Origin of the sequence: Paenibacillus germinis, assembly GCF_013141785.1 — a bacterium.
Lineage (GTDB): Bacteria > Bacillota > Bacilli > Paenibacillales > NBRC-103111 > Paenibacillus_E > Paenibacillus_E phytorum.
On sequence record NZ_WHOC01000142.1, the window covers coordinates 1 to 24452 of the forward strand.

Sequence of the window (24452 nt, forward strand, 5' to 3'; positions counted from 1 at the left end):
TACAACTTTACATGTTTTCAAGCTATCAGGTCAGGATGTTACCTTTTGTAATTTAGCAGGATTATTTATTTTGTAAGGCACGGGATGTTTGGAGAGCTTCTTCGCAACAATCTTACATTCGAACGAGAGCTTGTCCCCGATTTCCAGTTCCAATTTCTTAAGTGTGGCACTGTGGCTGGACCAGGCTTCGCCGATTTCCATCTCTGGTTCTATCATGGAAACAGCTTCGTAGATAATGACTTCATCTTCCGTATCAGAGAAATTGTTCGGTACCGTTGTAAATTCCTTGACTGTAGCTATCATTTTCACTTTTTCTTCGGGAAGTTGAAGCTTTGGAGCTTTTTCTTTTTTTACTTTCTCTTTTTTCGGTTCTTTGGGGACCTTTTTAACTTCAAGCTCTTCAACACTAGCTTCTACGTTAGTTTCCACATTAGCTTCTACGATAGCTGGAGCATCTTCTTGCAAAGTCTCAAGTTCTAAGACTTCCGCCTCTGTGGAGTCAGCGGAACCTGTACCCCTCTGGCTGTAATTGGCAGCTTGCATTTCCTTCAAGTAGGAGGGGTGGATGCAATGCAACTGCTTGTTGTCGAATTCAATGACAGCTGTCATTTTATCCACAAAACCAACAATGCCGCATGGCAGATTCATACCATTCCCCTTGTAGAAAAAAGCCTTTGTTTTCGCTGCTTTCTCCGATAGCAAGCCCCATTCTTTACACTGTTCGAGCTGCTCAGTCTCGTCTTCGAAAGTAGTATACGAAGCGGGCTGGATGGTAAACGCATGGACCATGTTATATCCGCCTTTCTATTATTTGTTTTGGATGTATGTATCCCTAGTTATTCTAAGCGGTAATCGTCGGTTTTCTCGCCATCTTCCCAAATCTCTACGAAAAGGGCCTCGCAGTTTTCAAAGTCAGTCGGCTTCAGAGAAAGTGCTTTCTCCTCATCTGCGCCTACATAAACATTTTCCATTCCTTCGCCATCGAAGGAGAGGATAACATATATTTTCATATGCCATTATGCCTCCAGTAATTTGATATTGAACATTATAACACAATTGCGGAAATGTTCGCTTGATGAGCACATATATATCAATACAACCTGTTCTCCATATTGTAAGGGCAGCACTTTCATCCATCCGTTATGAGGGAATCGAAGGAGGGGGTTCGAGGGTGGCGATATATGTATTATTTGTCATCGGGTGTCTATGTGGTTTCTTGTTATTTAGAAAAAATGTAATCACTGTCCGTCAGGAAAAAGGTCCTGAAAAAGTGAAGCTGTCAATCATTATTCCTGCCAGGAATGAAGCATGCAATTTGCCTCAACTCCTCCATGCACTCAAGATACAAACCTTGGAACCCTTTGAAATTATCGTTGTTGATGATTTTTCGGAGGATGATACGAAGGGAATTGCTGAAAGTTACGGGGTTACTGTCATTAGCAACACAAGTCTCCCGGAGGGATGGACGGGTAAAAACTGGGCTGTATGGAACGGATATTTGCATGCTTCGGGTGATCTAATTGCCTTTCTTGATGCGGATATTCGCTTAGCTCCACGTGCGCTGGAGGCACTGGTTAAGGCGAGAAATAAAGCGGGAGGCGTCGTTTCTGTCGTTCCCTTCCATTATACGGAGAAGTTTGTGGAAAGACTGGCGTTGATCTTTAATGTACTTGGTGTATTCGCTTTTACGTCCCCTTTTGAAAAGAAAAATCCGAAAAAGGGTCTGTATGGCTCCTGCATCTTAACGACTAGGGAAGATTATGAGAAAATCAAGGGACATGAAGGCATCAAGTCGGAGATGTTGGATGATTTGAACCTTGGGGCCTCCTATAGGAATGCCGGGATTCAAGTGACGAATTTTATTGGGCGAGGCCTGGTTTCTTTTCGTATGTATCCACAAGGGATCAAGAGCGAGGTTCAAGGCTTCGGTAAAGGAGCAGTCCTGAGCACGTCAACGTTAAGTCCGGGCACGATCCTCCTTGTTGCCATTTGGGTTGTAGGGCTAATTGCTTCAGAAACTTTCTTCCTATTTATCAACACTTCGTGGGCGCTACCACTTTTCATCGGATATCTCTTATACATGCTTCAGTTGTTTTATTTCATTAAACATGTTGGTATGTTTGGAATCATTATGCCAGTTTTGCACGTCCTCTCCACGTTATTTTTCATTTTCGTTATGCTGTATTCCGTTTATCAGGTCGTATTCCTTGGGCATGTGTCATGGAAAGGACGGCACGTCAAGGTAGGAAGCAGGAGGGGGCAATGACCATTGTTTGGACGGTTTGTGCCTTTCTATCAGGATCTTTCATGTTTTCTTACTGGCTTGGCATTATCGCCAAAAAAAACTTGAAGAAGGTTGGTGACGGGAATCCGGGGGCTCTAAATCTATGGAAAGCAGCTGGTTATAAGCTTGGTGTTGTTGGTGTTATTCTCGACTTTTTAAAAGGATACCTTATCCTTCTTTTTGTAGTAGGGAATGAAAGGATTCAAGGGTACTCAGTGATTTCCATCGCATTGGCTCCGATTATCGGGCATGCCTTTTCTCCATTCCTGAAGGGGAAAGGAGGCAAAGCCATCGCTGTGACCTTCGGCGTATGGAGTGCATTGTCCAGCTTTGAAGTTTCACTTGCTTTTGCCGTGGTTTTGGCCATTTTACTAAGTGCAATCAAGGTGATCAACAGAGGAAAGTCTACATCGACAGAGGCAGACGGCTTGCAGGTTGTTGTCGGTTTTCTGCTGGTAGGTATCTATTTGTATATGAGGGATTATTCGAGTGCGATCCTTTGGGTATGGTTAGGGAATTTTCTACTGCTTGCATTTACCCATAGAAATGAGCTTGCTGTTTATTTAAAAAGGTGATGAAGAAATAAATAAAATGGATCTCGGTCATGATGCCGGGATCCATTTTTTGTGTTCATAAACAGGGCAAAGTGATTACATACAAGGCTTAACATTAGGAAAAACTAGGAACTAAGCAGAAAGGAGTGAGCCTACGAATGGAAGATAGATTAGCTCTGAGTGAAGAACGGCTAAACGCATTAAGCCACGGCTTGGGCGCGGCGCTAAGTGCCTTCGGTCTTTTTTTACTTTTACAACGTTCCGTTCTGTTTGAAGATCTTGCCTATATCATTAGCAATGCGGTTTATGGGGTATCCTTTTGCCTGCTATATCTGTCCTCGACCCTGCTGCATTGCTCTCGCTCGAAGAAGTGGTGCGAACGCTTTGAAGTCATGGACCATTCGGCTATCTTTATTGCCATTGCGGGTTCGTATACGCCATTCCTACTGATTACCTTGCAAGGAACTCTTGGATACACTTTGCTGTTTTTGATATGGGGACTAGCTTTCGGAGGCGTGCGCTATGTTCATTTGATTATTAAGCGGTTTATGCCTTGGGGCCTGATTATGTATTTGTTGATGGGTGCCTTCATGGTTTCATTAATCGGTCCGCTAAGTGAACTTCTTCCCTCTATGGCTCTAGCTTGGTTAATGGTCGGAGTCGCTTTTTACTGCATTGGCGTGCCATTCTTTCTTTGGCGAAGGTTAAAATATCACCATGTCATTTGGCATTTGTTTGTACTTGCGGGAAGCAGCTGCCACTTTATTGCCATATATGCTTATGTGATGCCTGCCGTTTTGTAGGGGTGAAAATGTGCCTAGTGTCCGGCAGGCTGACATCGCATCGTAATTGGATCTATAAGCTCGGACCGATACGGTTAATGCTGAATTCCTGATGACCTAGAATCTCTGCCTTGGTCAGTTTGCCTTCAGCCACTTCGTAAATTTCCTGCCAGATTTGTTCGCCTGCTTGCTCCAAGTTTAAGGTTCCAGCGAGCATGCTGCTCACATCCACATCCATATTGTCTTCCATATTTGAGTAGGTGAATTTGTTTGCCGTAATTTTGGAATTGAATAGAGACTTTTCTCACGCATGTTAGCACAAGACTAAGATAATGGGGGGACTGACTTCATAGCGGGCTCCCGTTTTCGCCGAACGTCAGAAGGCGGGAAACTCTTATATTTCTTGTATAACTTCGTAAAATAGTTAGCGTTACCGCAGCCAATACGCTCGGCGATTTCGGTTACGGTCCATTCGGTTTCACGAAGTAAACGATCAGCTTCATTGATTCGAAGCCAGTTTATATAATCTACGAAGGTACGTCCGGTTAGCTTCTTGAATGTTTTGCAAAAATGGTACGGGTTCAGATTCACCATCCGTGCGGCCTGCTCAACCGACAAAGGCTCGGCAATATGGGATTCTATATGCTGGATTAACGGTTTGAAAGATTCCGAATGACGGGCAGGAGCTGGCTTATCTATGAACTTCTCCGGTAAAAATTGCCTAGATAACAGAGCGAAAAGCAGCTGAAAGTTATGTTTGATGACGAGCTCGTATGCGGCATTTTGATTCTCGAATTCAGCCGTAGATTCACGAATGAGTCTACGATAAGGAGCAGCAAGTTCATCCTCAGCAAACAATTGGGCAGGCATTGGAACTCGTCCGTCTAGAAACGGGAGAATATACCGTTCGTGCACAGGATCTGGATGCATCACTCGCAGTAAGGAAGCATTAAAAACGACAGCGACATACTCCATTGCTTCATCTGCTGCATTATAGCCAACATGCAAAGCTCCAGCGGGCACGAACAACAGGTCGCCAGCGTGGGCCTCATAAGGATGGCTATCTATATGAAATATAGCTTTACCAACCTGCATATCAATGATCTCGAAATGTTCATGCCAGTGAAGATACAGAATGTTATCGTCTTTAGCGGTCGACTGCGGTCGGTTTCGGTAAAAACGGAAAGGATAGCTGCTATCCCAGGGTGGTGTTTTTTCCATTAGATCTTGCGGGTACGTCATGTGCTGCCTCACTTCCTAATCATGCAGGTTAATGATGATATGCGATAATCTTATACCAATATAGAAGAGATATACAGTCGAGTACAAGAAGCTTGAATGGGCAGATTTTAAAGGATAGTTTAAAGAATCGTTTTCAGTCCATCTTAGTTTTGTGCTAGCTCTGATTAAGATCGTCTATTTTTAGTCAGAGACATCTTTCTTATAATAAGGTCATTGTTACCGCATTCATTCAAAGCCAAGGAGGCTAACAGCCATGCAGGAAAACACACCTTTATTATTGACAGATGAGCAGATGAGAGAATTTATCACAAATGGATGTTTAATACTCAAAACCGACTTTTCGAGCGAGTTTCACAGCAATCTTCTAGAACAATTAAACACGGTTTATGCGGAAGAGGGGAACCCCGGCAATAATTTACTACCCCGCATTCGTGAGCTGCAAAAAGTATTCGATCACCCTGTAGTGACAGGTGCATTAACAAGCGTATTAGGCCAGAACTATATGATGCACGCACATAGACATGGGCATTTCAATGCTTCAGCAACGGCTGGAGGCTGGCATAAGGACAGCTATTGGGGCTATGACAGAATGCGCAATCATCACCCCAATTGGGCAATGATTATGTATTTCCCACAGGATACACCAGTGGAATTAGGACCGACAGGTGTTATGCCAGGCACACAAAATTACCAGACTCGGACATTTGAATCGAGTGAACAAGAAGGGGAAGTCTTAGCAAGCGGGGAAGCAGGTACCTTTGCGCTGATCCATTATGATATTTGGCATCGTTCCACACCTAATGTGTTAGGAGAGCCGCGCTACATGCTGAAGTTTGAATTCATGCGTACAGAGCTGCCGCAAGCACCTAGTTGGAATAATCAAGAGGCTGCATGGAGGAAGCCAGCCAACTTGCATTTGCCAATAGCCGAGCATGATTTGATGTGGGAAGAAACCTGGAACTGGCTGTCTGGCAAAATCGGCAGTCTGGCAGGAACAGCTGCATCTGATCCGGATCAAATTAAAGAGTTATCAGCTAAGTTGGATGGTTTTGAACCGCTAGCGATCAATGCAGCCTATGATCTGGCACGTAGAGGGCAGCAGGGTGTGGACGCTTTACTCGAAGGATTAAATAGCGAGAATAAACAAGTATCGCGAATTTCCGCTTATGGATTATCAGTTTCTGGAAGCGAGGCAGTTAAAGGACTAATTGCAGCTTTGAATCATGAGAATATTGAAATCGTTACACATGCGATATTTGCTCTTGGTGAATTAAGAGATTTAGCGGCAGAAGCCGTTCCTACCTTCATAAAGCTGCTCGAACATCCTGCTGATCGAGTTCGCTGCGCCGTAGTAGATGCACTTGGATTCATGAACACACCGCTGAATGAGATCGTATCAAGCTTAGGCAGATGCTTACAAGATGCGAACGCGCAAGTTCGCTTCATGGCAAGTTTGTCCTTATCACGATTAGGCTCTCAAGCGGAAGCTGCTGTGCCGCAGTTAGAAATCGCATTGGATGATGAGAATAGATATGTTCGTGCTCATGCTGCGGAATCTCTGAATTATATCGGTTCGGAGCGGGCGAAGAATACGCTGATTAAGTTTCTGCTTAATTCCCGCTGGTGCCCGACAACGACAAAGACAAATGCGTTCTATCCGTAAACGCGTAAAATAGATTGAGAAAAAGGGCAAATTAACTTTTGCCCTTTTTGCGTTGTTCCATGTTTCATTTCAACATCGTTTCGTTGTAATCGATCATTTTCGGCTTCAAATCCCGGAAAGAAGTTGGTGTGAAACCCGTCTGTTCTCGGAACATGCGGGAAAAATACGATAACTCCATGCCCAGAGAATCGGCGATTTGTGAAATATTTAATTCCGACATCATGAGTAAATCCTTGGCCTTTTCCGAGCGCAAATGGTTCATATATTGAATCGGTGAATAACCCGTAAACTGTTTAAAAGCATTAATAAAGTAGTTAGGATGATAGTGTGCAATTTGGGATAATGTATCTATGGATACGTTATCAGCGATATGCTGTTCCATATAGTGCAGCACACTATTCATTTTCTCGTAAGTAGGGGTAGAAGCCAAGTTCAGCTTGACAGTTTCAGTTTGTTCAATGAAATCGGCAATGAATTCACTTATAATCGCATTGACTCTAAAGGCGGAAGTTAACTCTTCACTTTTATTATAGGCTATCAGTTGTTCGAATTTTTTTTGTAAAGCTTCTGGATCTTTGATCGTAATGAAAGCGGATGTTTGTAAAATCTGAAACAGATCCAAATCCCCGATTTTGGCCGTGAAATGACACCAGTACTTTCCGAATGTGTGATCACTTATGGTTCCATAAGCTTGATTACTCCCCGCTGGGAGCAGATAAAGTTCTCCTGGTTTCGGATAATAGGTCTGATCCCCAACTTTTACATAGCCTTCTCCCTCGATAATAAAATATAAGCGATTAAACGGACAAGAAGCGTTCGCATCGTTCCAGGATCTTAGTACCTTGGTGTAAGCCGCATAGGATAAATCAAGCTTCGCTTTAGCCATGTATTTTTTCCAGAAGGTGAGCTGGCTAGGATTCATATCAATTCTCATGAGCTCATATTCCTTTCACGAAGAGTCGGCAAATGCCCTCAACAAATTGCTGTTTGCTGTAGCCCAGAATTTCTCTATGATACAAGTATTGTTCTGGCGTTAGGGAGGCAAGTATAGTGTTAACTGTCAAATCGACATCGATCTGTTCAATCTCTCCTTGTTGAACAGCACGAGTGATCAAAGGAGCAACAATGCTGTGAAGTCGGATATAAATGGGCTTTTTGTGTAAATAAAAGCTTCGTTTTTCGGTATACATGGTGTTGATGACGGAAAGTAAAGAGGCTTTATCGTCCACAAAATCAATGATTCTAACGATCGTGTCCGACAATTGGTTCATAGCTGTTACCTCAGGACCGCGATCCGCGAGACCCTCTTCAAGAGAAGCAAGAAACTGGGCTGTTGTTGAACGAAGCAGATCGCTGCAAACCTCGCCAATATGGGCGTAACGGCGATATAGAGTACCTTGTCCCACACCAGATTCTTTGGCAATCTGGTGCATGGTAACGGATTCAATTTGATTGGTTTCGAACAGGCTTCTGGCAGAAGTAAGAATACGCTGGCGATACTCCGAATCACGTTCTTCACGTCGACCGCAAGGTGGAATGGCTTTCATATCTTGGTTATATAATGAATTCTCATTGGTATCTGGATGTTTCATACATGGTCCTCCTATAAGAACAATCTTAACAAAAGAAATAATTGACATTACGGACAATTGTCCGTAATATGATGTTGCGGACAATTGTCCGTAACTATTGTAGCACGATGGAATACATATTGTGAAGGAGGAACACAACATGAGTCAACCAATAACTTCTGGCCAAGCGGAGCCAGAGTTTAAGATTACGAGTATTCTGGTACCGCTCATCGCCATAATATCGGGTATATTTATGGTTATCCTCGACACAACTGCGATGAATGTGGCATTGTCGAAGCTGGTCATCGATTTTAAAACGGATTTACCTACTATTCAGTGGACTGTAACGGGCTATATGCTGGCGACAGCGGCCGTCATTCCACTAGCGGGATGGCTATCCGATCGATTTGGGGCGAAGAACGTATTCCTCACCTCTGTTGTTCTTTTCACTGTAGCATCGGTTTTATGTGCTACACCGAACAGCGCGGAGTTGTTGATTGTTTTCCGTATCCTTCAAGGTTTAGGCGGCGGATTCGTTATGCCTGTTGCTATGGCATACGTATTCCGGTTAAGTCCACCTAACAAAATTGGTCAAGTGATGGGAATGCTGGGTGTGCCTATTTTGTTGGCGCCTGCGATTGGACCTATCTTATCCGGATGGCTGGTTGAGTACCATTCCTGGCATTGGATTTTCTTAATTAATCTTCCCGTCGGTATTTTCAGCTTTATCTTTGGACTATGGAAGCTGCCGGCTGTTGCACGTAAGAAGGTAGCAGGTTTTGATTTACCGGGTATGATTCTAGGGCCCATTGCCTTTGCATCACTATCGTATGGAATTACACAAGGTGCTGAAAGCTGGACTTCCGATAAAACGCTGTGGGGCATCATCATTGGAGCTGTCGCCTTGATCGCCTTTATCATTGTTGAACTTAAATCCAAGCTCCCTCTGCTCGAGTTGAGAGTGTTCAGATCTGTTGATTTTTCCTTCGGTATTTTCGTACAGTGGGTACTGCAATTCTGCTTGTTCGGGGCTATTTTCCTGCTTCCGCAATTTCTTCAGCAAGCCCGCGGGTACGGTGCTTTCGACACAGGGATGACGTTATTCCCGCAAGCGTTAGCTTCGGCCGTTATGATGCCGATTGGCGGTTACTTATTTGATAAAATCGGTGTTCGCTGGTTGGTAGTCGTTGGGCTCAGTCTTGTATCCGGAGCGATCTTTCAATATTCACATGTCGATCTAACGACAGAAGGTCATGACTTAATTTTACCGCTTATTATGGCTGGTTCGGGTATGGGCCTTATGATGATGCCGCTTAATTCGCATCTGATTAAGAAAGCTCCGCATGATTTGGTGAGTCGAGTTACTTCTTTAACTAGTGCGATGCAGCAAGTAATCAATTCTTTCGCAGTTGCTACCTTGGTGACAATTCTCTCCTCGCGTGTGAACTCATCCATAGCTGCAAAAAACATGCCAATAAACAGTCCTGCTGATATGCAAAAAGCTATGCTTGCTGTAGCGCCAGAAGCGTTCGGCCAGACTTTCCACGTGATGCTAATTATTGCGATCTGTGGGATATTCTTAGGCTTGTTCCTTCGCCGTGACAAGACACAGCCTAGTGAGGCTGTAAAACAAGAAGTCGTGTTAGAAGGACTACACTAGATACGAACAATTGTGCAAGAAGCTTACCGATGAATCGGTAGGCTTTTTTTGTTATTACGAATCTACATAGAAGTTGGTATTTATGGAATTCTAAATAATAGCGTAAAACATCCTATTAGGGGGCAATACAATGAGTCAAGATGAGCATCATATTCAACTAACTTCTGGTGATATCGCACCTCTATGGGGAGGTTATTTAAGTGACAGTATGGTCAATTGCGTGCTTAAACATTTCTTGCATACAGTTGAGGATGGTGACGTAAAACCAATCATTGAATACGCACTTGGACTGACAACGGAACATATGGAATTTAGTAACAAGTTGTTTAAAGACGAAAAGTTCCCTATCCCTCTAGCCTTTACAGAGAAGGATGTCAATTTAAATGCGCGAAGACTATTTTCAGATGGATATATGCTTCTCTATCTCAGGCATATGGGCATTGCTGGTATAGTTAGCTATGGAATGGCATTAGGAAGCTGTTCAAGACAGGATCTTCGTGCATTCTTTCATCATAATCTGAAGACTGCGGCTGAGTTGCTAGAGAAAGCAACGGCTATTCTGCAATCTAAAGGAATTCTCCCAAGGAGTCCTTTCATACCGTACCCAGATTCAGTTGAGTATGTACACAAAGAAAGTTGGTTAAATGGACTGCTGGGTGATCGTAGACCCTTAAATGCAGTAGAAATCTCCAACCTTTATATGAATATTATGAAGAACAGTATTGGTCAGGCATTGATGTTAGGTTTTTCTCAAGTTGCTAAAACCAAAGAAGTCATTGAATATATCGTGCGCGGCAGAGATATTTCCTCAAAGCATGTCGAAATATTCAGCGCATTATTACGCGATGACCAGCTGCCCGCACCCACGACTTGGGAAACAGAAATTTCGAATTCCAAAGAGTCCCCATTTTCCGATAAGTTAATGCTCTACCATACGGTCTTTCTTGCAGCGATAGGAATGGGGAACTATGGAGCTTCTTCTGCAGCAAGCATGAGGAGAGATTTGATAACGGTATACATTCGGCTTACAGCTGAAATCGGAACCTACGCAGACGATGGCGCAGAGCTCATGATTAAGAATGGATGGATGGAAAAAATACCTGGTGCGATCGAACGTAACGCTCTATTATCCTTATAAGCGGTGATTTAAATGGTCGTAGAGAGTGATCAAAGTTGGCATATGCAGCTCTATTTTTTCAATAAAAAACCATCCAATGCTTGAATTGGATGGTCTTTGGTATGTCTGGATTGTACAGCTATACATTTTTACTCTTCTTGGTGCTTGGTTTTTTTCTCGCAGGAATCTTCTCTGGCAGCGCTGCGACCTATTGCAAGGATTGCTCGATCCACGCCGTAATTGTATCAGGCGTTTCCCGCCACTGGATCGGTAAGGTGACATATTCCTTCATCGTTTTGCCTGGCATGGGGGAAAATAACGATGCTCCTTCTTGCTCGACAAGACGAGTACGCTCGTCCTCCGGCAGGCGGATAAAGATTTGCTGTCCGTAAAGTCCAACGAACATGTTGCCATTAATAAAACCGGCCAGATTACCGAACATTGGACGAATATGAATATGAGGATCGCCGGGCATAACAGCAGCGAAAAATTGTTTCATCTCCTCATCAGGACGAGGCATGGACATCATGATGCTCCCTTCGAATTGTTTTTCTATGATTCCATAATCGTCTTAAGCCGCTTCAGGTCACCTTGAATGCTTCGTTTTACTTGTGGAGACATGAAGATATCTGTGAAACTATAGAAGCCTTCAGAGGTACCTTCAACACGTATTTGTGCAAGTGTGGCGTCATTTTCATCATCAAATTGATAAGTGACTTTCATCGGAAAAGGACCTTTGATCGATTGCATCACCATCAACTGCTCGGATTTATATTCAACTACTTTAAGCACATAATGAATTTCCTTACCCAGAAATGTTGCCATTCGTCTTACCTGAGTTCCCAAGCCAATGGGGCGTTCGGTAAGGAGTTCAGCCTCCTTAATGCCTTTGGTCCATTTGGGATCATTGGTTGGCTCCATCGCATATTGAGCAACCTCAATACGGCTTTTAGCAATCACCAGCTTGGCAGAAACATCAATTCCCATCTCTATAATCTCCCTACCTCGTAGTGTAATAAGTAAAATCAGTCGTTGTTGACACTCGTATTTTAGCAATCACTTATGTAAGTGTCAACTTAAATAGTTTTATTAGTTAAGTTGACACTTAATTAAGTATATGCTAAATTAACGTCATGATCGAAAAAGTGATCCAAGCCATCGTAGAGCCAAGACGCAGAGATATTTTATATCTCGTACGTGATGGAGAGCTTACGTCAAGCTCCATCGCGTCCCATTTTGACATTTCGGCGCCAGCAGTATCTCAACATCTTAAGGTTCTTGAGGAATCCGGACTACTAGTGGTTCGGAGAGAGGGAACCAAGCGGTATTATCGTATGAGGAGGGAAGGTTTTGCTGATCTGAAAGAATACATTGACCGTTTCTGGGATGATAGTCTACTGCTATTGAAGGAAGTCGCAGAAGAAGAAGAGAGGAGACAGCGTAACCGTGAATCAAACGAATCAAACAAGCGATACGATTAGGAAAGAGATGTTCATCGATTGCCGTCCGGAGATCTTATTCTCCTTTTTTACCGACCCAGAGAAGATGGTTCGTTGGATGGGCCGACATATTCTGCTCGAGCCAAGCATCGGAGGGAAATATCGGATCGATGTTAATGGATCGGATATTGCGATGGGGGAGTATAAAGAGATTATTCCTAATGAGAAAATCGTTATGACGTGGGGCTGGGAGAAATCCAAGGTGGTTCCACCTGGTTCAAGCACGCTCGAATTTAAATTCACAGCTAAAAACAAAGGTACTGTTCTGCTATTAACTCACTACGATTTGCCGGTCGAAGAAGTCGCCGCCCACACAGAGGGTTGGATGCACTATACAACTAGACTCCAAACGTTGGCTGAGGGTGGAGATCCTGGTATAGATCCTTGGTCTGTTAAGGCCATGCATTAAACATTTTGTTTCATAAAAAAGCTTATGGGGAGATGGAAGACAATGACGACATTATCTTGTGATTGTGGGTTCAAAGTAGAAGAGGAAAACCGGTACGAAGTAGAGGCAAAGATGTGGCATCATGCCATTCACGATCACGCTGATATGTTGAAAAGCATGTCTGTGGAGCAGCTTACACAATGGTTGAAGGGAAAAGACAAACAATTAGGCGATTCCTCAGCTATTCATCAGGAGGTTGTGTTCGCAGCAAGCCCAAACCGCGTTTATGAAGCATTGACCGATGCTGCACAGTTTAGCAAAGTCTCAGGTGGAGCACCTACAGAAATAACTCCTGAAGCTGGTGGTTCTTTCTCCTGCTTCGGTGGGATGATCGTAGGGAAAAATATTGAGCTTGAGCCAAACAAGCGAATCGTTCAAGCGTGGCGTGTCGCGAATTGGGAAGAAGGCGTATATTCTCTAGTGAAGTTCGAATTGGAAGGGCAAGGCGCAGAAACCCGCCTAATCTTTAGCCATACAGGCTTTCCCGAAGGCCAAGAAGCTCACCTGGCTCCCGGCTGGCATACAAATTATTGGGAACCGCTCAAGAAGTACCTAGCCTAAGTTGGGGCCCAAAAGGCATATTTGGAAAATTCAGCTCCTACGTTGTGAATTTAGCAGTCTGCCCGCTACTTCCATTGGATTAATCCAATGGAAGTAGGGATTTCATTCTGAATACCGATTCGAATGTTGTAATAGGTCTTATGGGGCTGTTCTCAAGTAGATTTTATCTACTTTTGGGACAGTCCTTTATTTATTTCTCGATTCTTCCAAAGGGTATGAAGTAGTAGTTAATCAATTCTTATTTACATGTTAGATGCAGACACCCTCTTCCTGGGATTAATTTGTATGAGCGTGGTCTACGCATTTATTGGGTAACCAATATGTAATTGGATTATGGTTGTTGTCTGTATCAAGTGGAAGTATGTTTACTCTGCCGTGTATGACATCGTTATCGGAATCATTGTAAGAGTGATTATAGAAAAACTAAAAGGGAAACAGGAAGAACGATGGCCTCCTCAAGCTTGAGGAGGCCATCGTTCTTCAATCACCACTCCTTACGAAGTGCAAACAAATCTTTCAATTCGTCGTTTGAGAGTTCCGTAATCCAACCTTCGGAGGTGGAGATCACGTTCTCGCTTAAACTCATCTTGCTCTCGAGCATCTCGTCGATTCGTTCCTCTAATGTGCCGAGAGAGATGAACTTGTGTACTTGTACATTGCGCGTCTGTCCCATCCGATAGGCTCGATCCGTGGCTTGGTTCTCTACGGCAGGGTTCCACCAACGGTCGAAGTGGAACACATGGTTCGCTGCGGTCAAATTGAGTCCGACTCCGCCAGCTTTCAGCGATAAAACAAAGATACCCGGCCCCGCTTCATCTGCGGCTTGGAACGTATCAATCATCTTATCACGCTCCAACTTGGGCGTGCTTCCGTTCAGATACAATACCGGTTCATTCCGATGTGCCCGCAGTACGTCTGCCAATATTCGCCCCATGCCTACATACTGGGTGAAAATCAAGCAGGAGTCGCCCTCGTCTCGGAGTTCACCGACCATGGCAACCAGCCGCTCAAGCTTCGCGGATCGCATCACAAAGGCTTCGCGGCTCTCCTCGGAAAGAAGAGATTCCTCCGATAGATTATCTTCCTTCGTGAGCAGTATGGGGTGGTCGCATAGCTGCTTTAGCTGCGTTAAGGCCGCTAGGATTGCTCCTTTGCGCTCCATGCCTTCCAGCTTTTGCATACGTTCCATGAGATCCTTGACGGATCGTTCATAGAGTGCTCCTTGCTCGGCTGTTAGATTGATATAGACTTTCATTTCAAGTTTATCAGGCAAATCAAGCTGAATCGCAGGATCTTTCTTTTTGCGTCGCAGCATGAAAGGTTTGACGAGCTTCTGCAGCTGTGCCGTTCGTTCCTCGTCGTGGTGCTTCTCAATCGGATTCGCAAAACGATGTTGAAACCCGCGTTGGTTCCCGAGGTATCCTGGATTAAGAAAGTCGTAGATCGACCACAGCTCGGATAATCGATTCTCAATCGGTGTTCCTGTCAGCGCAATGCGGTGCCGAGCTTTGAGCGTACGGATCGCTGCGGATTGTTTATTGTGGGCATTCTTGATATTCTGGGCTTCATCTAAGCAAAGGGAGCTCCACATGGTTTCCTGCAGAGTCTCTTGATCCATCAAAGCTGTCGTATAAGAGGTAAGCACAATATCGGTGTCTTTCAAAACCGTAGAAAGTGCCTCACCGCTTAGTCGTCCCTTCCCATAATGAAGAAAAACCTTTAAATCTGGGGCAAAGCGGACAAGCTCCTTCTGCCAGTTGCCAAGCACGGAGGTAGGGCAGATCAGTAGGGCAGGCTGCTCGGACTCCGCTCTATGGTGGAGTAAATACGTGATGAATTGAATGGTCTTGCCGAGCCCCATGTCATCGGCTAAACAGGCGCCAAGCCCGAATTTCCTAAGGAAGCTCAGCCACGTGAAGCCCTCGCGTTGATACCCGCGAAGCTCAGCGCGCAACCCCTCCGGTACCGCAATTTCCTTCAATTCCGAGGGCTGTCCAAGCTGACGCAGCAGCGCCAAGAGATGCGCATTCAGCTCGACTTTCAGCTTCAGCCGTTCTTCATTATCCGCTTCTTCTTCCGCCGTGAGACTTTCCTTTTGGGTTCTTTCCTTTTCTGATTCACTTAACAGGTGAAGCTGAAAGATATCCTGCAGGGACAGACCTTCTTCCGGATTCACACTCTCCATGAGCCTTCGAATTTGCACCAATAAAGAAGGATCCAAGATCACCCACTGTCCACGGAATCGGATAAGCCGTTCATTGCGTCTAAGCAGACCAGCGAAATCTGCTTCGCTCAGGTCGGTATCGCCAATGGCAATCCGCCAATCGAAGTTTACCAGCGAGTTCAGCCCGAACAGCGACTCGCCTCTGCCGCCAGCTTCTGAGGAAACCTTTGCGCGCAGACGAGGCTTCCTTTTGGAGGCGGCCTCCCACCAACCGGGGAGCATGACATTCCAGCCATCTTCCAACAAAAGTCGGCTGTCCGTTGTCAGAAACGACCAAGCTGCTTCGTCGCTTAAAGGCTCTGCAAATAGCTCGCCGCCGTTATTTCGTCCAGGCAATGCTTCTGTTAATCTTGTAGCCCAGCCAAGAGAACGCTCCAGAATATACGGGCTCCATTCACTAGCCCACGTGCCTGAAGCACGTCCATCAGCATAAAGGCGAATTAGGGTTAACACAGATCCTTCACTTTTATCTTGCAGTACCAAGCGAAGGCGCCAAGTATCATCGTTCTCGTCCGGTTCCAGCAGCTGCAGAGCAGGGCGGAAGGGAGCGGTGTCCGGTCTCCAGCCCAGAGAGGCGAGCCATTCTTCGTCCGTGAATGCATCAGCCGAGGTAGGGGCAGCTTTCTGTGCTCGGAACAGGGCTGGATAATCCCGCCGAAGATCGGATAGAGCAGCTTCATTGGGATAGTGCTCAGCCGAAACCACGGCAGAGAAGGCGGCACGCAAGCCAGACATTCCGTCACCAAAGCCATCTAAACTTTGCAGTGCATGCCAGTCAAGTTCTTTCAGTGACTCCGTCTCGGGATCCCAAGTCCAAGCCAGATTTCCATTTCGGAATGCGCTGTAACTGGGTACATAGTGACCTGCTTTAGCTTCTCGGTATAGAACCGGCGCCAATTCTAGCAGCCCCTTAGTGGTTTCGTTTCCCCCTTCCCATCGGAGGACATCCATGAAATAGGGTTCTGCGAAAAAGGGGAGCACCATCTCCACGGGCAGGACCGTAAGTGTTAACTCTCCTGCTACCAGTTGGTCCAGAATGGTCCCATAGTAAGAGGACTCATGCCACGCGAATAGCAGCTTTCGAAATTTATCACCGGGCACATCGCGTCCGTCCTGCAGCCCCCAGAGTAAGGCATCTCCGCTGTCCGTTAAGGTCACGTTTAATGTCATATCATGCAATTTTGTGCTCATCCCAGTAGCTTTCCTTTCCTTAGTTCCTCTTGCAGCGCCCTCAGCCTGCTGTGTCGTTCCACGAAACCAGAAAAGAAATGTTCCCATCGCTCGGTTTGTTTCATTTTCTTGTACACTTTATCGAGCCTCTTGAGGAGCCTCACCGCTAATTTGTAATCATGCCGATTTTTCAAACTGACATAGTGATCTACCGCTTGATGGTAATAGGGTAGAAGGAGTTTTGGTGTATCCTTCTCAATCGGCTGCAGAACATTGACTCGATGGTAAAGAGGGTCATGCCCCTGAAGGATCTGCATTTCCAACCATGGCTTCCATTTTCTTTGTTCGTATAGCATTTCCTCTATAATCCGGAAAGAATAAGGCAATAGCTCTTCTAGAACGCTCCACATTTGCTCTTCTGCTTGAGGGAGATGCACGATGACTTTTGTCCAAAAATCGGCATAAATCTCAAGTTCTTTGGTCCGTTTCCGATTGAAAAAAGAGACTGATCTTCTCAACCAATTCACTAACTCTTCCCAATTCTGGGTGTCATATAGATAGTCGAGGAAAGGAATAAATAGTTTGGCAGGGGCCTCTTTGAAAATACCATTCGTTTCTAAAGCCTCCCAGGCTTCTTTACTTCTGGATTGCTGCAAGTACAAGAAGGCCTTTGCGGCTGAGAGAGAAGGTGATGGACTGTCTATTGTCATCGTCTCAAGAGCTTCTATTTCCTTAGTTACATAGTGACTCGCCTCAGGATCTGGAGATACCCAATATTTCCAAAGCACCGTATAGACGCCATAATCTTGATAGTTATGACCAACTTCTTCAGCCATCTGCTGTCTGATATGACTTAACGTTTGATCAAGGCGCTCTCCGGAGATCGAGAAGTTGAGAAGGGAAGAATGTTGCTTCAGCCAAGTATGAATCTCATCGTAAACCCGGTAAAGGGTGGAAGAAGTGTAGTAACTTACACCACCTTGTGCATTCTGTTCTTTTATTTTTCTAAGGATAAATAATTCCTGATGCATGTCAAAAAAAATCCGATCCATATCAGAAAAAGGAATAGTGACCTTCTTGATGTTTTGCAATTGCTGCCGCAGCATATCAACATAATTTCCCAAATCATAGGTCGCCTTAATGGAGGACGTGTAATGATTCAGGAACTTCTGCCAGCCGGATACATCCATTTTGGGCAATTGTGTGAGTGTAGACTCCAAAGAGGTAATTGAAGTAGCCCGCTTAAGATGCATTTTGGCATTCATAATTTGGGAAGCGGGGTAACCTAGACGATCTCCAAGCTCCATCCAAACGGCTGCCATATGCTTGCAAGAGGCTGGTACCGGACAACTACATTCACTGGAGCGGGGCTTGTCTAAGTTCAGAGTAACTCGGTATTCTCCTGATTCTTCCTCTTCCACTCGGGCCTGAACAACTCGAGTCTCAGAAATGATCACAGAAGCTACCCGCTGTTGTTTAAAGTAGGTAAACCCTCGACTTAGGGTAACGTCATTATAAGTTTCGGCTACGTACTCCAGCAGCTTCAACCATTGGTCATCATTTAAAACGGGAGAACTCATAGAATAGCTCCTTTTTTCCACTTTCAATAATCAAAATCATCTTTTAGTATAAATAGTGAAGCTGATAATGTAAATTTAAAGAAATATGTTCAAATCATATAACAAATGAGAATGATACACCAGTTAGTGAGTCTATTTAATAGGAAGGAGGATTCTCATTGAAAACTCGGATAAAGTATTTTGTAGCCATAATAACTTCCGTCGTTTTAGGCTTAAGTTCAAGAACGTTCTCCGGCCTAATCCCTCACTTTATTGCTAAGCATGCTGGGGACGTGCTTTGGGCAAGTATGGTCTATTTTGGATTTCGATTTCTTTTTATACAGAGAAGTTTAAAATGGGCAGTAATAATCAGTGTCTTATTTAGCTTTGCTATTGAATGTAGTCAGTTATATCAAGCAGAATGGATAATCGAAATAAGAAATACGGTCATTGGATCCCTCATACTTGGAAGAGGATACTTAACGGTTGATTTGTTTCGATATGTCATAGGTATTACAATTGCTTTTTGGATAGACAAGCTATGGCTGCAGCGCGATAAGCGCATTTAATCATGCCATTTACCCACGAAGGGACGATTTTCGCATCCAACCTACAAGTACTATCAAGAGAGGATAGACTACACCTATCAGGAGTGCAAGGGGAATGAATGTTAAGTTATCCCATCTCTCTTCATGTACTTTATTTGGATAAACTACCAGCGATAAGACAGTAATGATTAAACCAATTGGGAAACAAAGTATTTTGTAGTCACGTATATGGAGCACATGCGCAAAACCTTTTATTGTTGTGTAATAATACAAAGATAGTTTGAAGTAAATGGAAACAAGCCATAAAAAGGCCATGATCACTTCTATCCGTTGTAAAAAATTCCCTATATTAATTCTTTGCGCCAAAGCATAACTTGGATAGACTTGCATAGCTGTATTACCTGCCCCTAATACCAGAATAGAGGATACGACGAGAATAAGCATGATGATACCGCCTGTTATTACACCTATCAAATAAGCTTTCTGGGCCCGCTGCATACTTGTAACTTTATGAAGTAGGGGTCCAATCGTAATAAACAAAGGTATAAACGTATAACTAGTGATTCTTATTACAGTTCGAGCCACAGGAAGGGGCGTGATTTCTCCAATCGGTAAAAGGCGATTCACTTCCATATTAGGAGTATTAAAGAAAATGAAGAAGATAAATAAAAGCAGTATCCACGGGAAGAAGATCTCTGCAGTTCTTAACAGGACAACCATCCCTAACTTTGCCCCCATGATGATAACTAGTATAAATACAATGTGAATGGCTTGAATTGGAGTTGTCGGCATGATTTGCGTATTCATAAAATCGCCTACATAAAAAACAACCATTGAGCAAAAAATCAGTGTCAAAAACGCAAGACAGAGTGTGATGAACTTCCCCAACCAATTTCCAAAAACTGTATCATTTATTTCAAAAATTGAACGCTTCGAGAATTTCTTCGCAATATACAAATAAAGCAAAGTGAGAACGACCCCTATCCCATTGCTTGCCAGTTGTGCCATCCATGCATCCTGCTTCGATTCCGCTGCTACCGATGCTGAAATAATCAAGATAGCCGTTCCAACGGAAACTAGGATGACGATAATCATTAATTGTCGCGGAGAAATTTGATCTGTACCCATCTTTGCACGTCCCTTGTTTACCTCATTTATCTCTTTCCACGCAAGTAACTGAGACCGATCAATAAGACTGGGTACAAAAATCCAAAACAAAACGCGAGTGGTACCCATGTCAAAGTATCCCATTGCCTTGTATATGCCGCATTTGGATACACCAATAACGAAAGCACAGCAACTATAACCCCAGTTGGAGTCGAAAGAGATTTGTAATCTTGGATATGAAAAAGGGAGGCGATTCCTTTAATCGCTACGTGAAAATACATTGTCAATTTAAAATAAATGGTAATAAACCACAAGAATGCAACCGTGACCTCGATACGCTGCAAAAAATTCCCTACATTTATTTTCTTTGCCAATGCATAGGTGGCATATACATTTCTTGACGACTGGTCGGGTCCCATCACCATGATGCTAAGAAAAGCTATAATAATCATCATACTTCCACTCACTATACCTCCATAGAGGAATGATTTAGTTAGTTGTTTAGGGAATTTAGCATCTCTTGAAATTAAGCAAATCGTAAAGATAATAGGAAAATAGGAATAAACGATCATAAAAATGGATGCTCGAGTTATCGACATCATACTTGTTTCACCTATGGGCAGCAGGTTATTATAATGGGTCTGCGGAGTTACAAAGATCACCAATAGGATAAACAACAGAAGAATCCACGGAAAAAAGATTTCCGCGGTTCTCCCCAATATAACTACGCCTAGCTTTGAACCAATGATTACGAAAGTAATCATGAGAATATGTATGGCTTGTACGGGTGTTGTTGGCATGATTTGTCTAGTCATGAACGAGCCGATGTAGAAGAGTACCTGTGCGCTCAGCACAATTGCGATAAAGACAATAAAGAGAGTGACTGTTTTGCCTAACCATGTCCCCAATACATGCTCATTCATATCAAATAGCGTATAATCTGGATACATCATCGCTAACTTGACATACATCCATAAGAAAAGCAAGCCAATTCCTACGCCCATTACACCAGAGATCCAGGCATCTTGTTTAGTTTCAGCAGCTAGCATCGAGGGGACTACAAGAATGGTCGTTCCCACCGAAAAAAAAATAATCAAGATCATGAGTTGACGAGCTGATAACACATTTTCGTTATTCATGACACGCCTCCCTAAGCAGGATGAATACTCACAATTTTAATAATCCGATGTGTAGTAAAATTTTGGTGAAAGGCACCATTAGAAACGTAATCCAGTCAGCCGGATTAGGTAGTTCTTTGTTCATTCCTTTCAGTGTTGCCATCACATTGCCAAGCAACATGAGAGTGCAGTAGATTCCGACTTCCTTCTTACATCCTTGTTTCCATAATTTCGGAATTTCATAGCACGCAATGAGAATGGATAACGCAAGTACACTTACACCAATTAACATAACGATTACTCCTTTATATCGTTAACAACAGAATCACCCAGAGTTCCCGTACCTCTCACTTTGATATCATACTTCAGATGGGGTTCCAAATGTTTGAAATGCTCTTCCCAATTGTTCTTTACTTTGTTCCAGTACTTCGGGTCAGCACGATGAACGGCCTCACCGAAACCGAATATATCTGCGCCTAATTGTTGTGTCTTCTTAATGGTCTTCCCCATATTCAACTTAGCAAATTCAACATATTGTTTATCTAAGTATGCGAGAGTCTCGACTTTGAATAAATCGATTTTACATTCTACATCTGAAACATTTCCCTCTGCTCGAGTTTCAATGAAAATCTCCGGTTTATCGTTCTTTACAACTGCGTAAATCTTGCTATGGATGGTTGCTACATCAATGCCAATGTTCCCTCCTTCGGGACAGGGCAGATGTATTGAAGACCTCTTGGCTTGATTGGTAATCACGGAATAAGCGCGAGACTCAAATTCGTTCAGCCAACCAACCAGTTTATCTTTCTTGATGATCGCATTACCCGAGTATTTTAATCGTACAGGTGGCATGGTGTAATCAATGTTTTTGTTGCTAGTACCAATAGAATGATCTCCCACAATCTGAATTCCTGATATGACCGTACTCTTACCTGGTGTCACTAGTGCATCTGATAGTTGATCTAGTTTAATGGTTATCCCAGATGTCCATTCTTTCTTGGCTGCTTCGAGGGAGTTGAAGATATAATTTGCTGGAACTTTTTCCAAAGGCGTCATCACACTTAATAATTCCTTAGCTGAGCTTTCTCTGGCAATGACGACGTCAAAATCAGATCGGAATTCGCTCCCTCTCATTAAATAGTCCATCGAATTGACAATCCCTTTTTTGGCTAATTCCTCAGAAAACACAAGAATACGAATGTGAGCGAAATAAATCTTTCTCGAAATCGACGAGGTCAATCGTTTAACAGCTTCGTTCAGTGTGACACCTTTGGAAGAATACACAATAACGGGAACTTCATGCTCCCCTTTCGCTTTCGTTACACTGCCCGGATTAACAATTTGAACGGTTAGCTCAAACTGATCACCGGTAATATCGATGCCAACTCCTTCGGCAATTGCAATATCATTAAGCTCCCTGCGGCTCCAACAGCCGCTTAACAGTAAGACTATAGCCAGTAAGCAAGCTGTTAGTCGAATCAAAGATTTCACATCTGCCTCATTCCTCCTTCTAAGGGTTGAAGGGCTTTCTATTCGCTTTCTTGACAACGTTTCTGGCATTAAGGGTACGAACTCGTGAAAATATGGATTGAAAAGGAAATCGAAACAAGGCATCCTTTTGTTGGTTCAATTCAAGTGGAGCAAAAGGGCTTAAATAAGGTACACCGAATGATTGCAAGCTATTCAAATGCAAAACAAGTCCGAGTAATCCCGCGAGTATGCCGAAAAACCCGAATGAAGCAGCGAGAGCCATCAGTGGAAATCGAAGAATGCGAATGGCATTCGATAAGTCATAAGAAGGGAAAACAAAACTGGAAATCGCCGTAATGGAAACAACGATAACCATGGCTGCCGAAACAATACCGGCTTCGACCGCTGCTTGCCCGATGACGAGTGTGCCGACGAACGATAAGGCGGAACCAATGCTCCGCGGCATGCGCAGTGCTGCTTCCCGTAAAACTTCAAATGTAATTTCCATCAATAAGGCTTCGATGAACGCCGGAAATGGAATGCCTTCTCTTTGTGCAGCGAGGCTAATGAGCAGTTGAGTTGGCAGCATTTCTTGATGAAACGTAGTTATTGCTACATAAAACGATGGCGCTAATAAAGCAATGAGAAATCCAGCATAACGAAGGATCCTTACTAATGTGCTTATATCTACCCGATGATAATAGTCCTCGGATGATTTGAGGAAAGTTTCAAATAAAGCTGGAGCAATCAGCACGAAGGGGGTCCCATCTACGAGAATGGCAATTTTACCATGAATCAATTCAGTAGCGACGACATCTGGACGTTCTGTGTTATACACGGTTGGGAAAGGAGTTATCACTTCATCCTGAATAAGTTCCTCAATATTACTGCTCTCGAAAATCCCGTCAATGTAAATCTGAGTCAATCGATTGCGGGCCTCGAGAATTAGTGAATCTAGAGCAATACCTTTTACATACATAAGAACAACGTCAGTTTGGGTAACCTGGCCAACCTGAAAGGTTTCCATCCATAAATTCGGATCTTTGATCTTTCTTCGTATCAATGCGGTGTTCGTTCGAATCGATTCGGAGAAAGCTTCCCGCGGTCCGCGCACGACGGTTTCTACATTCGTCTCTGTAACGCCTCGGTCTTTCCATCCTTTGGTACCTGCTGCCAGCCCTTTGGTATACCCGTTCATTAATATGACTGAATCGCCCGATAGGATATGATGAAGCATTCCTTTCATATCCGATACCTTCTGAATTTCACCAATCGTCAGTGTATGCATGGTTAATACATCAAATGGGTCTTGCTCGGGATCAATTTCCGTGGAATCTGCCATCAAAGATCTCATAACGAAATCATTGACGACAGTCGCATCAACAAGACCATCTGTATACAAGATGGCTAACCCTTCTGTAATGGAATTATAGGTAAATTCTCGAATAATAATATCCGTGCTATTTCCGAGAGTTTGTCGAACGTAATCAACATTTTCTTGAATGGTTGAGAATAAAGGCGTGGATGCCGTAGGTTCTACGATTGTGTTCTGTGAAGGAGCAATTGGATTCTTTTTGGAGCGCAGCCAGTGAGCGAACATGTGGTAGTTTCTCCAAGTTCTAGGATGTTGTTATATCATACATCATTTCCTGAACTTTCATGAGGTATGCGTACTGAAGTTCTTTTGTTGCGTTTCGAGCAACGAATTATCCGCACAAAAAGGCGACGTCAAATGTTAGTATGAAGAGGTCGTCGATTGCTTCACTTAATATGGTTCTACATTGGAGTGTCTTAAATCGGAATTCATTGACATATATGCTCACTGGAGGTTTCGGGATGAATGGATGAATGAAGGAATGATAGCTCTTTAAATAT

General features: G+C 43.7%; 24 protein-coding genes and 1 pseudogene. 10 read left to right on the forward strand and 15 right to left on the reverse strand.

The window, feature by feature from the left end:
- Positions 1-30: 30 nt before the first annotated feature.
- Complete coding sequence (locus tag GC102_RS26010) at positions 31-789, reverse strand: hypothetical protein (protein WP_171692102.1); 759 nt, start codon at positions 787-789, stop codon at positions 31-33.
- 47 nt (positions 790-836) lie between these two features.
- Positions 837-1010: a hypothetical protein gene (locus GC102_RS26015; RefSeq protein WP_164826796.1), complete on the reverse strand. Its 174-nt coding sequence runs from the start codon at positions 1008-1010 to the stop codon at positions 837-839.
- A gap of 161 nt (positions 1011-1171) precedes the next feature.
- On the opposite strand from GC102_RS26015, the gene GC102_RS26020 reads away from it, so the two are divergent.
- From GC102_RS26020 to trhA, 3 genes are all read left to right on the forward strand, one after another.
- Positions 1172-2266 carry a glycosyltransferase family 2 protein gene (locus tag GC102_RS26020; protein ID WP_171692103.1) on the forward strand — a complete coding sequence of 365 codons (1095 nt, stop codon included), beginning with the start codon at positions 1172-1174 and terminating at the stop codon, positions 2264-2266.
- Positions 2263-2859, forward strand: coding sequence for a glycerol-3-phosphate acyltransferase (locus tag GC102_RS26025; RefSeq protein WP_171692104.1), 597 nt, complete (start codon positions 2263-2265; stop codon positions 2857-2859). Before GC102_RS26020 ends, GC102_RS26025 begins: the two co-directional genes overlap by 4 nt.
- A 137-nt stretch (positions 2860-2996) precedes the next feature.
- The gene (gene trhA, locus GC102_RS26030; RefSeq protein WP_171692105.1) at positions 2997-3641 is read left to right on the forward strand and encodes a PAQR family membrane homeostasis protein TrhA; all 645 of its coding nucleotides are present in this window, start codon (positions 2997-2999) and stop codon (positions 3639-3641) included.
- Between the two features lie 52 nt (positions 3642-3693).
- Here the strand turns inward: trhA and GC102_RS26035 are convergent.
- Positions 3694-3903 (reverse strand): annotated as a pseudogene (locus tag GC102_RS26035) (UxaA family hydrolase); the annotation flags it as partial.
- Positions 3904-3944: 41 nt separating this feature from the next.
- Entirely contained in the window at positions 3945-4862 is a 918-nt protein-coding gene (locus tag GC102_RS26040) for a helix-turn-helix transcriptional regulator (protein WP_171692107.1), read from the reverse strand.
- A 253-nt stretch (positions 4863-5115) separates the two neighbouring features.
- Here GC102_RS26040 and GC102_RS26045 point away from each other — a divergent pair, with 253 nt between their 5' ends.
- Positions 5116-6525 (forward strand): HEAT repeat domain-containing protein, encoded by a 1410-nt coding sequence (locus GC102_RS26045; protein WP_171692108.1) that lies wholly within the window; start codon positions 5116-5118, stop codon positions 6523-6525.
- A 64-nt stretch (positions 6526-6589) separates the two neighbouring features.
- On the opposite strand, the gene GC102_RS26050 is transcribed toward GC102_RS26045, so the two are convergent.
- Complete coding sequence (locus GC102_RS26050) at positions 6590-7459, reverse strand: AraC family transcriptional regulator (RefSeq protein ID WP_171692109.1); 870 nt, start codon at positions 7457-7459, stop codon at positions 6590-6592.
- 4 nt (positions 7460-7463) lie between these two features.
- Complete coding sequence (locus GC102_RS26055) at positions 7464-8117, reverse strand: TetR/AcrR family transcriptional regulator (protein ID WP_171692110.1); 654 nt, start codon at positions 8115-8117, stop codon at positions 7464-7466.
- A 139-nt stretch (positions 8118-8256) separates the two neighbouring features.
- Between GC102_RS26055 and GC102_RS26060 the strand changes: the two genes are divergently transcribed.
- Together GC102_RS26060 and GC102_RS26065 are read left to right on the forward strand one after the other, a co-directional pair.
- The gene (locus GC102_RS26060; RefSeq protein WP_171692111.1) at positions 8257-9756 is read left to right on the forward strand and encodes an MDR family MFS transporter; all 1500 of its coding nucleotides are present in this window, start codon (positions 8257-8259) and stop codon (positions 9754-9756) included.
- Positions 9757-9886: 130 nt separating this feature from the next.
- Positions 9887-10894, forward strand: coding sequence for a DUF3231 family protein (locus tag GC102_RS26065; protein WP_171692112.1), 1008 nt, complete (start codon positions 9887-9889; stop codon positions 10892-10894).
- 187 nt (positions 10895-11081) lie between these two features.
- On the opposite strand, the gene GC102_RS26070 is transcribed toward GC102_RS26065, so the two are convergent.
- Both GC102_RS26070 and GC102_RS26075 read right to left on the reverse strand, forming a co-directional pair.
- Positions 11082-11402, reverse strand: coding sequence for a TfoX/Sxy family protein (locus tag GC102_RS26070; protein ID WP_171692113.1), 321 nt, complete (start codon positions 11400-11402; stop codon positions 11082-11084).
- Positions 11403-11425: 23 nt separating this feature from the next.
- Positions 11426-11860 carry an SRPBCC family protein gene (locus GC102_RS26075; protein ID WP_171692114.1) on the reverse strand — a complete coding sequence of 145 codons (435 nt, stop codon included), beginning with the start codon at positions 11858-11860 and terminating at the stop codon, positions 11426-11428.
- A gap of 146 nt (positions 11861-12006) precedes the next feature.
- Here GC102_RS26075 and GC102_RS26080 point away from each other — a divergent pair, with 146 nt between their 5' ends.
- Genes GC102_RS26080 through GC102_RS26090 form a run of 3 tightly spaced genes read left to right on the forward strand, consistent with a single transcriptional unit; the run spans position 12007 to position 13381 of the window.
- Positions 12007-12354, forward strand: coding sequence for an ArsR/SmtB family transcription factor (locus GC102_RS26080; RefSeq protein ID WP_216628170.1), 348 nt, complete (start codon positions 12007-12009; stop codon positions 12352-12354).
- Entirely contained in the window at positions 12320-12781 is a 462-nt protein-coding gene (locus GC102_RS26085; protein WP_171692115.1) for an SRPBCC family protein, read from the forward strand. The genes GC102_RS26080 and GC102_RS26085 overlap by 35 nt, the downstream gene beginning before the upstream one ends.
- A 42-nt stretch (positions 12782-12823) precedes the next feature.
- A complete protein-coding gene (locus tag GC102_RS26090) occupies positions 12824-13381 on the forward strand; it encodes an SRPBCC family protein (protein ID WP_246321129.1) in 558 nt (185 codons plus the stop codon).
- Positions 13382-13865: 484 nt separating this feature from the next.
- Here the strand turns inward: GC102_RS26090 and GC102_RS26095 are convergent, their stop codons facing one another.
- Both GC102_RS26095 and GC102_RS26100 read right to left on the reverse strand, forming a co-directional pair.
- On the reverse strand, positions 13866-16796 hold the full coding sequence (locus tag GC102_RS26095) for a DEAD/DEAH box helicase (RefSeq protein ID WP_171692116.1): 2931 nt from the start codon (positions 16794-16796) through the stop codon (positions 13866-13868).
- Entirely contained in the window at positions 16793-18355 is a 1563-nt protein-coding gene (locus tag GC102_RS26100) for an SWIM zinc finger family protein (RefSeq protein WP_171692117.1), read from the reverse strand. Before GC102_RS26100 ends, GC102_RS26095 begins: the two co-directional genes overlap by 4 nt.
- Positions 18356-18513: 158 nt before the next feature.
- Here GC102_RS26100 and GC102_RS26105 point away from each other — a divergent pair, with 158 nt between their 5' ends.
- The gene (locus tag GC102_RS26105) at positions 18514-18903 is read left to right on the forward strand and encodes a ribosomal maturation YjgA family protein (protein WP_171692118.1); all 390 of its coding nucleotides are present in this window, start codon (positions 18514-18516) and stop codon (positions 18901-18903) included.
- Positions 18904-18912: 9 nt separating this feature from the next.
- Here GC102_RS26105 and GC102_RS26110 read toward each other — a convergent pair whose 3' ends face one another.
- The 5 genes from GC102_RS26110 to GC102_RS26130 are packed head-to-tail and all read right to left on the reverse strand — an operon-like array spanning position 18913 to position 24177.
- Positions 18913-20010, reverse strand: coding sequence for a GerAB/ArcD/ProY family transporter (locus GC102_RS26110; protein ID WP_171692119.1), 1098 nt, complete (start codon positions 20008-20010; stop codon positions 18913-18915).
- Positions 20011-20036: 26 nt separating this feature from the next.
- Entirely contained in the window at positions 20037-21128 is a 1092-nt protein-coding gene (locus GC102_RS26115; protein WP_171692120.1) for a GerAB/ArcD/ProY family transporter, read from the reverse strand.
- A 28-nt stretch (positions 21129-21156) separates the two neighbouring features.
- Positions 21157-21399 carry a hypothetical protein gene (locus tag GC102_RS26120; RefSeq protein ID WP_171692121.1) on the reverse strand — a complete coding sequence of 81 codons (243 nt, stop codon included), beginning with the start codon at positions 21397-21399 and terminating at the stop codon, positions 21157-21159.
- 5 nt (positions 21400-21404) lie between these two features.
- Positions 21405-22598 carry a Ger(x)C family spore germination protein gene (locus GC102_RS26125; RefSeq protein WP_171692122.1) on the reverse strand — a complete coding sequence of 398 codons (1194 nt, stop codon included), beginning with the start codon at positions 22596-22598 and terminating at the stop codon, positions 21405-21407.
- Between the two features lie 19 nt (positions 22599-22617).
- Positions 22618-24177, reverse strand: a complete 1560-nt coding sequence (locus tag GC102_RS26130) for a spore germination protein (protein WP_171692123.1) — start codon at positions 24175-24177, stop codon at positions 22618-22620.
- Positions 24178-24452: the final 275 nt, after the last annotated feature.

Bases quoted from the DNA above. Each gene is read 5' to 3' on its own strand.
- GC102_RS26010 (WP_171692102.1), bottom strand. From the start codon at position 789: ATGGTCCATGCGTTTACCATCCAGCCCGCTTCGTATACTACTTTCGAA.
- GC102_RS26015 (WP_164826796.1), bottom strand. From the start codon at position 1,010: ATGAAAATATATGTTATCCTCTCCTTCGATGGCGAAGGAATGGAAAAT.
- GC102_RS26025 (WP_171692104.1), top strand. From the start codon at position 2,263: ATGACCATTGTTTGGACGGTTTGTGCCTTTCTATCAGGATCTTTCATG.
- trhA (WP_171692105.1), top strand. From the start codon at position 2,997: ATGGAAGATAGATTAGCTCTGAGTGAAGAACGGCTAAACGCATTAAGC.
- GC102_RS26040 (WP_171692107.1), bottom strand. From the start codon at position 4,862: ATGACGTACCCGCAAGATCTAATGGAAAAAACACCACCCTGGGATAGC.
- GC102_RS26045 (WP_171692108.1), top strand. From the start codon at position 5,116: ATGCAGGAAAACACACCTTTATTATTGACAGATGAGCAGATGAGAGAA.
- GC102_RS26050 (WP_171692109.1), bottom strand. From the start codon at position 7,459: ATGAGAATTGATATGAATCCTAGCCAGCTCACCTTCTGGAAAAAATAC.
- GC102_RS26055 (WP_171692110.1), bottom strand. From the start codon at position 8,117: ATGAAACATCCAGATACCAATGAGAATTCATTATATAACCAAGATATG.
- GC102_RS26060 (WP_171692111.1), top strand. From the start codon at position 8,257: ATGAGTCAACCAATAACTTCTGGCCAAGCGGAGCCAGAGTTTAAGATT.
- GC102_RS26065 (WP_171692112.1), top strand. From the start codon at position 9,887: ATGAGTCAAGATGAGCATCATATTCAACTAACTTCTGGTGATATCGCA.
- GC102_RS26070 (WP_171692113.1), bottom strand. From the start codon at position 11,402: ATGATGTCCATGCCTCGTCCTGATGAGGAGATGAAACAATTTTTCGCT.
- GC102_RS26075 (WP_171692114.1), bottom strand. From the start codon at position 11,860: ATGGGAATTGATGTTTCTGCCAAGCTGGTGATTGCTAAAAGCCGTATT.
- GC102_RS26080 (WP_216628170.1), top strand. From the start codon at position 12,007: ATGATCGAAAAAGTGATCCAAGCCATCGTAGAGCCAAGACGCAGAGAT.
- GC102_RS26090 (WP_246321129.1), top strand. From the start codon at position 12,824: ATGACGACATTATCTTGTGATTGTGGGTTCAAAGTAGAAGAGGAAAAC.
- GC102_RS26095 (WP_171692116.1), bottom strand. From the start codon at position 16,796: ATGAGCACAAAATTGCATGATATGACATTAAACGTGACCTTAACGGAC.
- GC102_RS26100 (WP_171692117.1), bottom strand. From the start codon at position 18,355: ATGAGTTCTCCCGTTTTAAATGATGACCAATGGTTGAAGCTGCTGGAG.
- GC102_RS26110 (WP_171692119.1), bottom strand. From the start codon at position 20,010: ATGGGTACAGATCAAATTTCTCCGCGACAATTAATGATTATCGTCATC.
- GC102_RS26115 (WP_171692120.1), bottom strand. From the start codon at position 21,128: ATGAATAACGAAAATGTGTTATCAGCTCGTCAACTCATGATCTTGATT.
- GC102_RS26120 (WP_171692121.1), bottom strand. From the start codon at position 21,399: ATGTTAATTGGTGTAAGTGTACTTGCGTTATCCATTCTCATTGCGTGC.
- GC102_RS26130 (WP_171692123.1), bottom strand. From the start codon at position 24,177: ATGTTCGCTCACTGGCTGCGCTCCAAAAAGAATCCAATTGCTCCTTCA.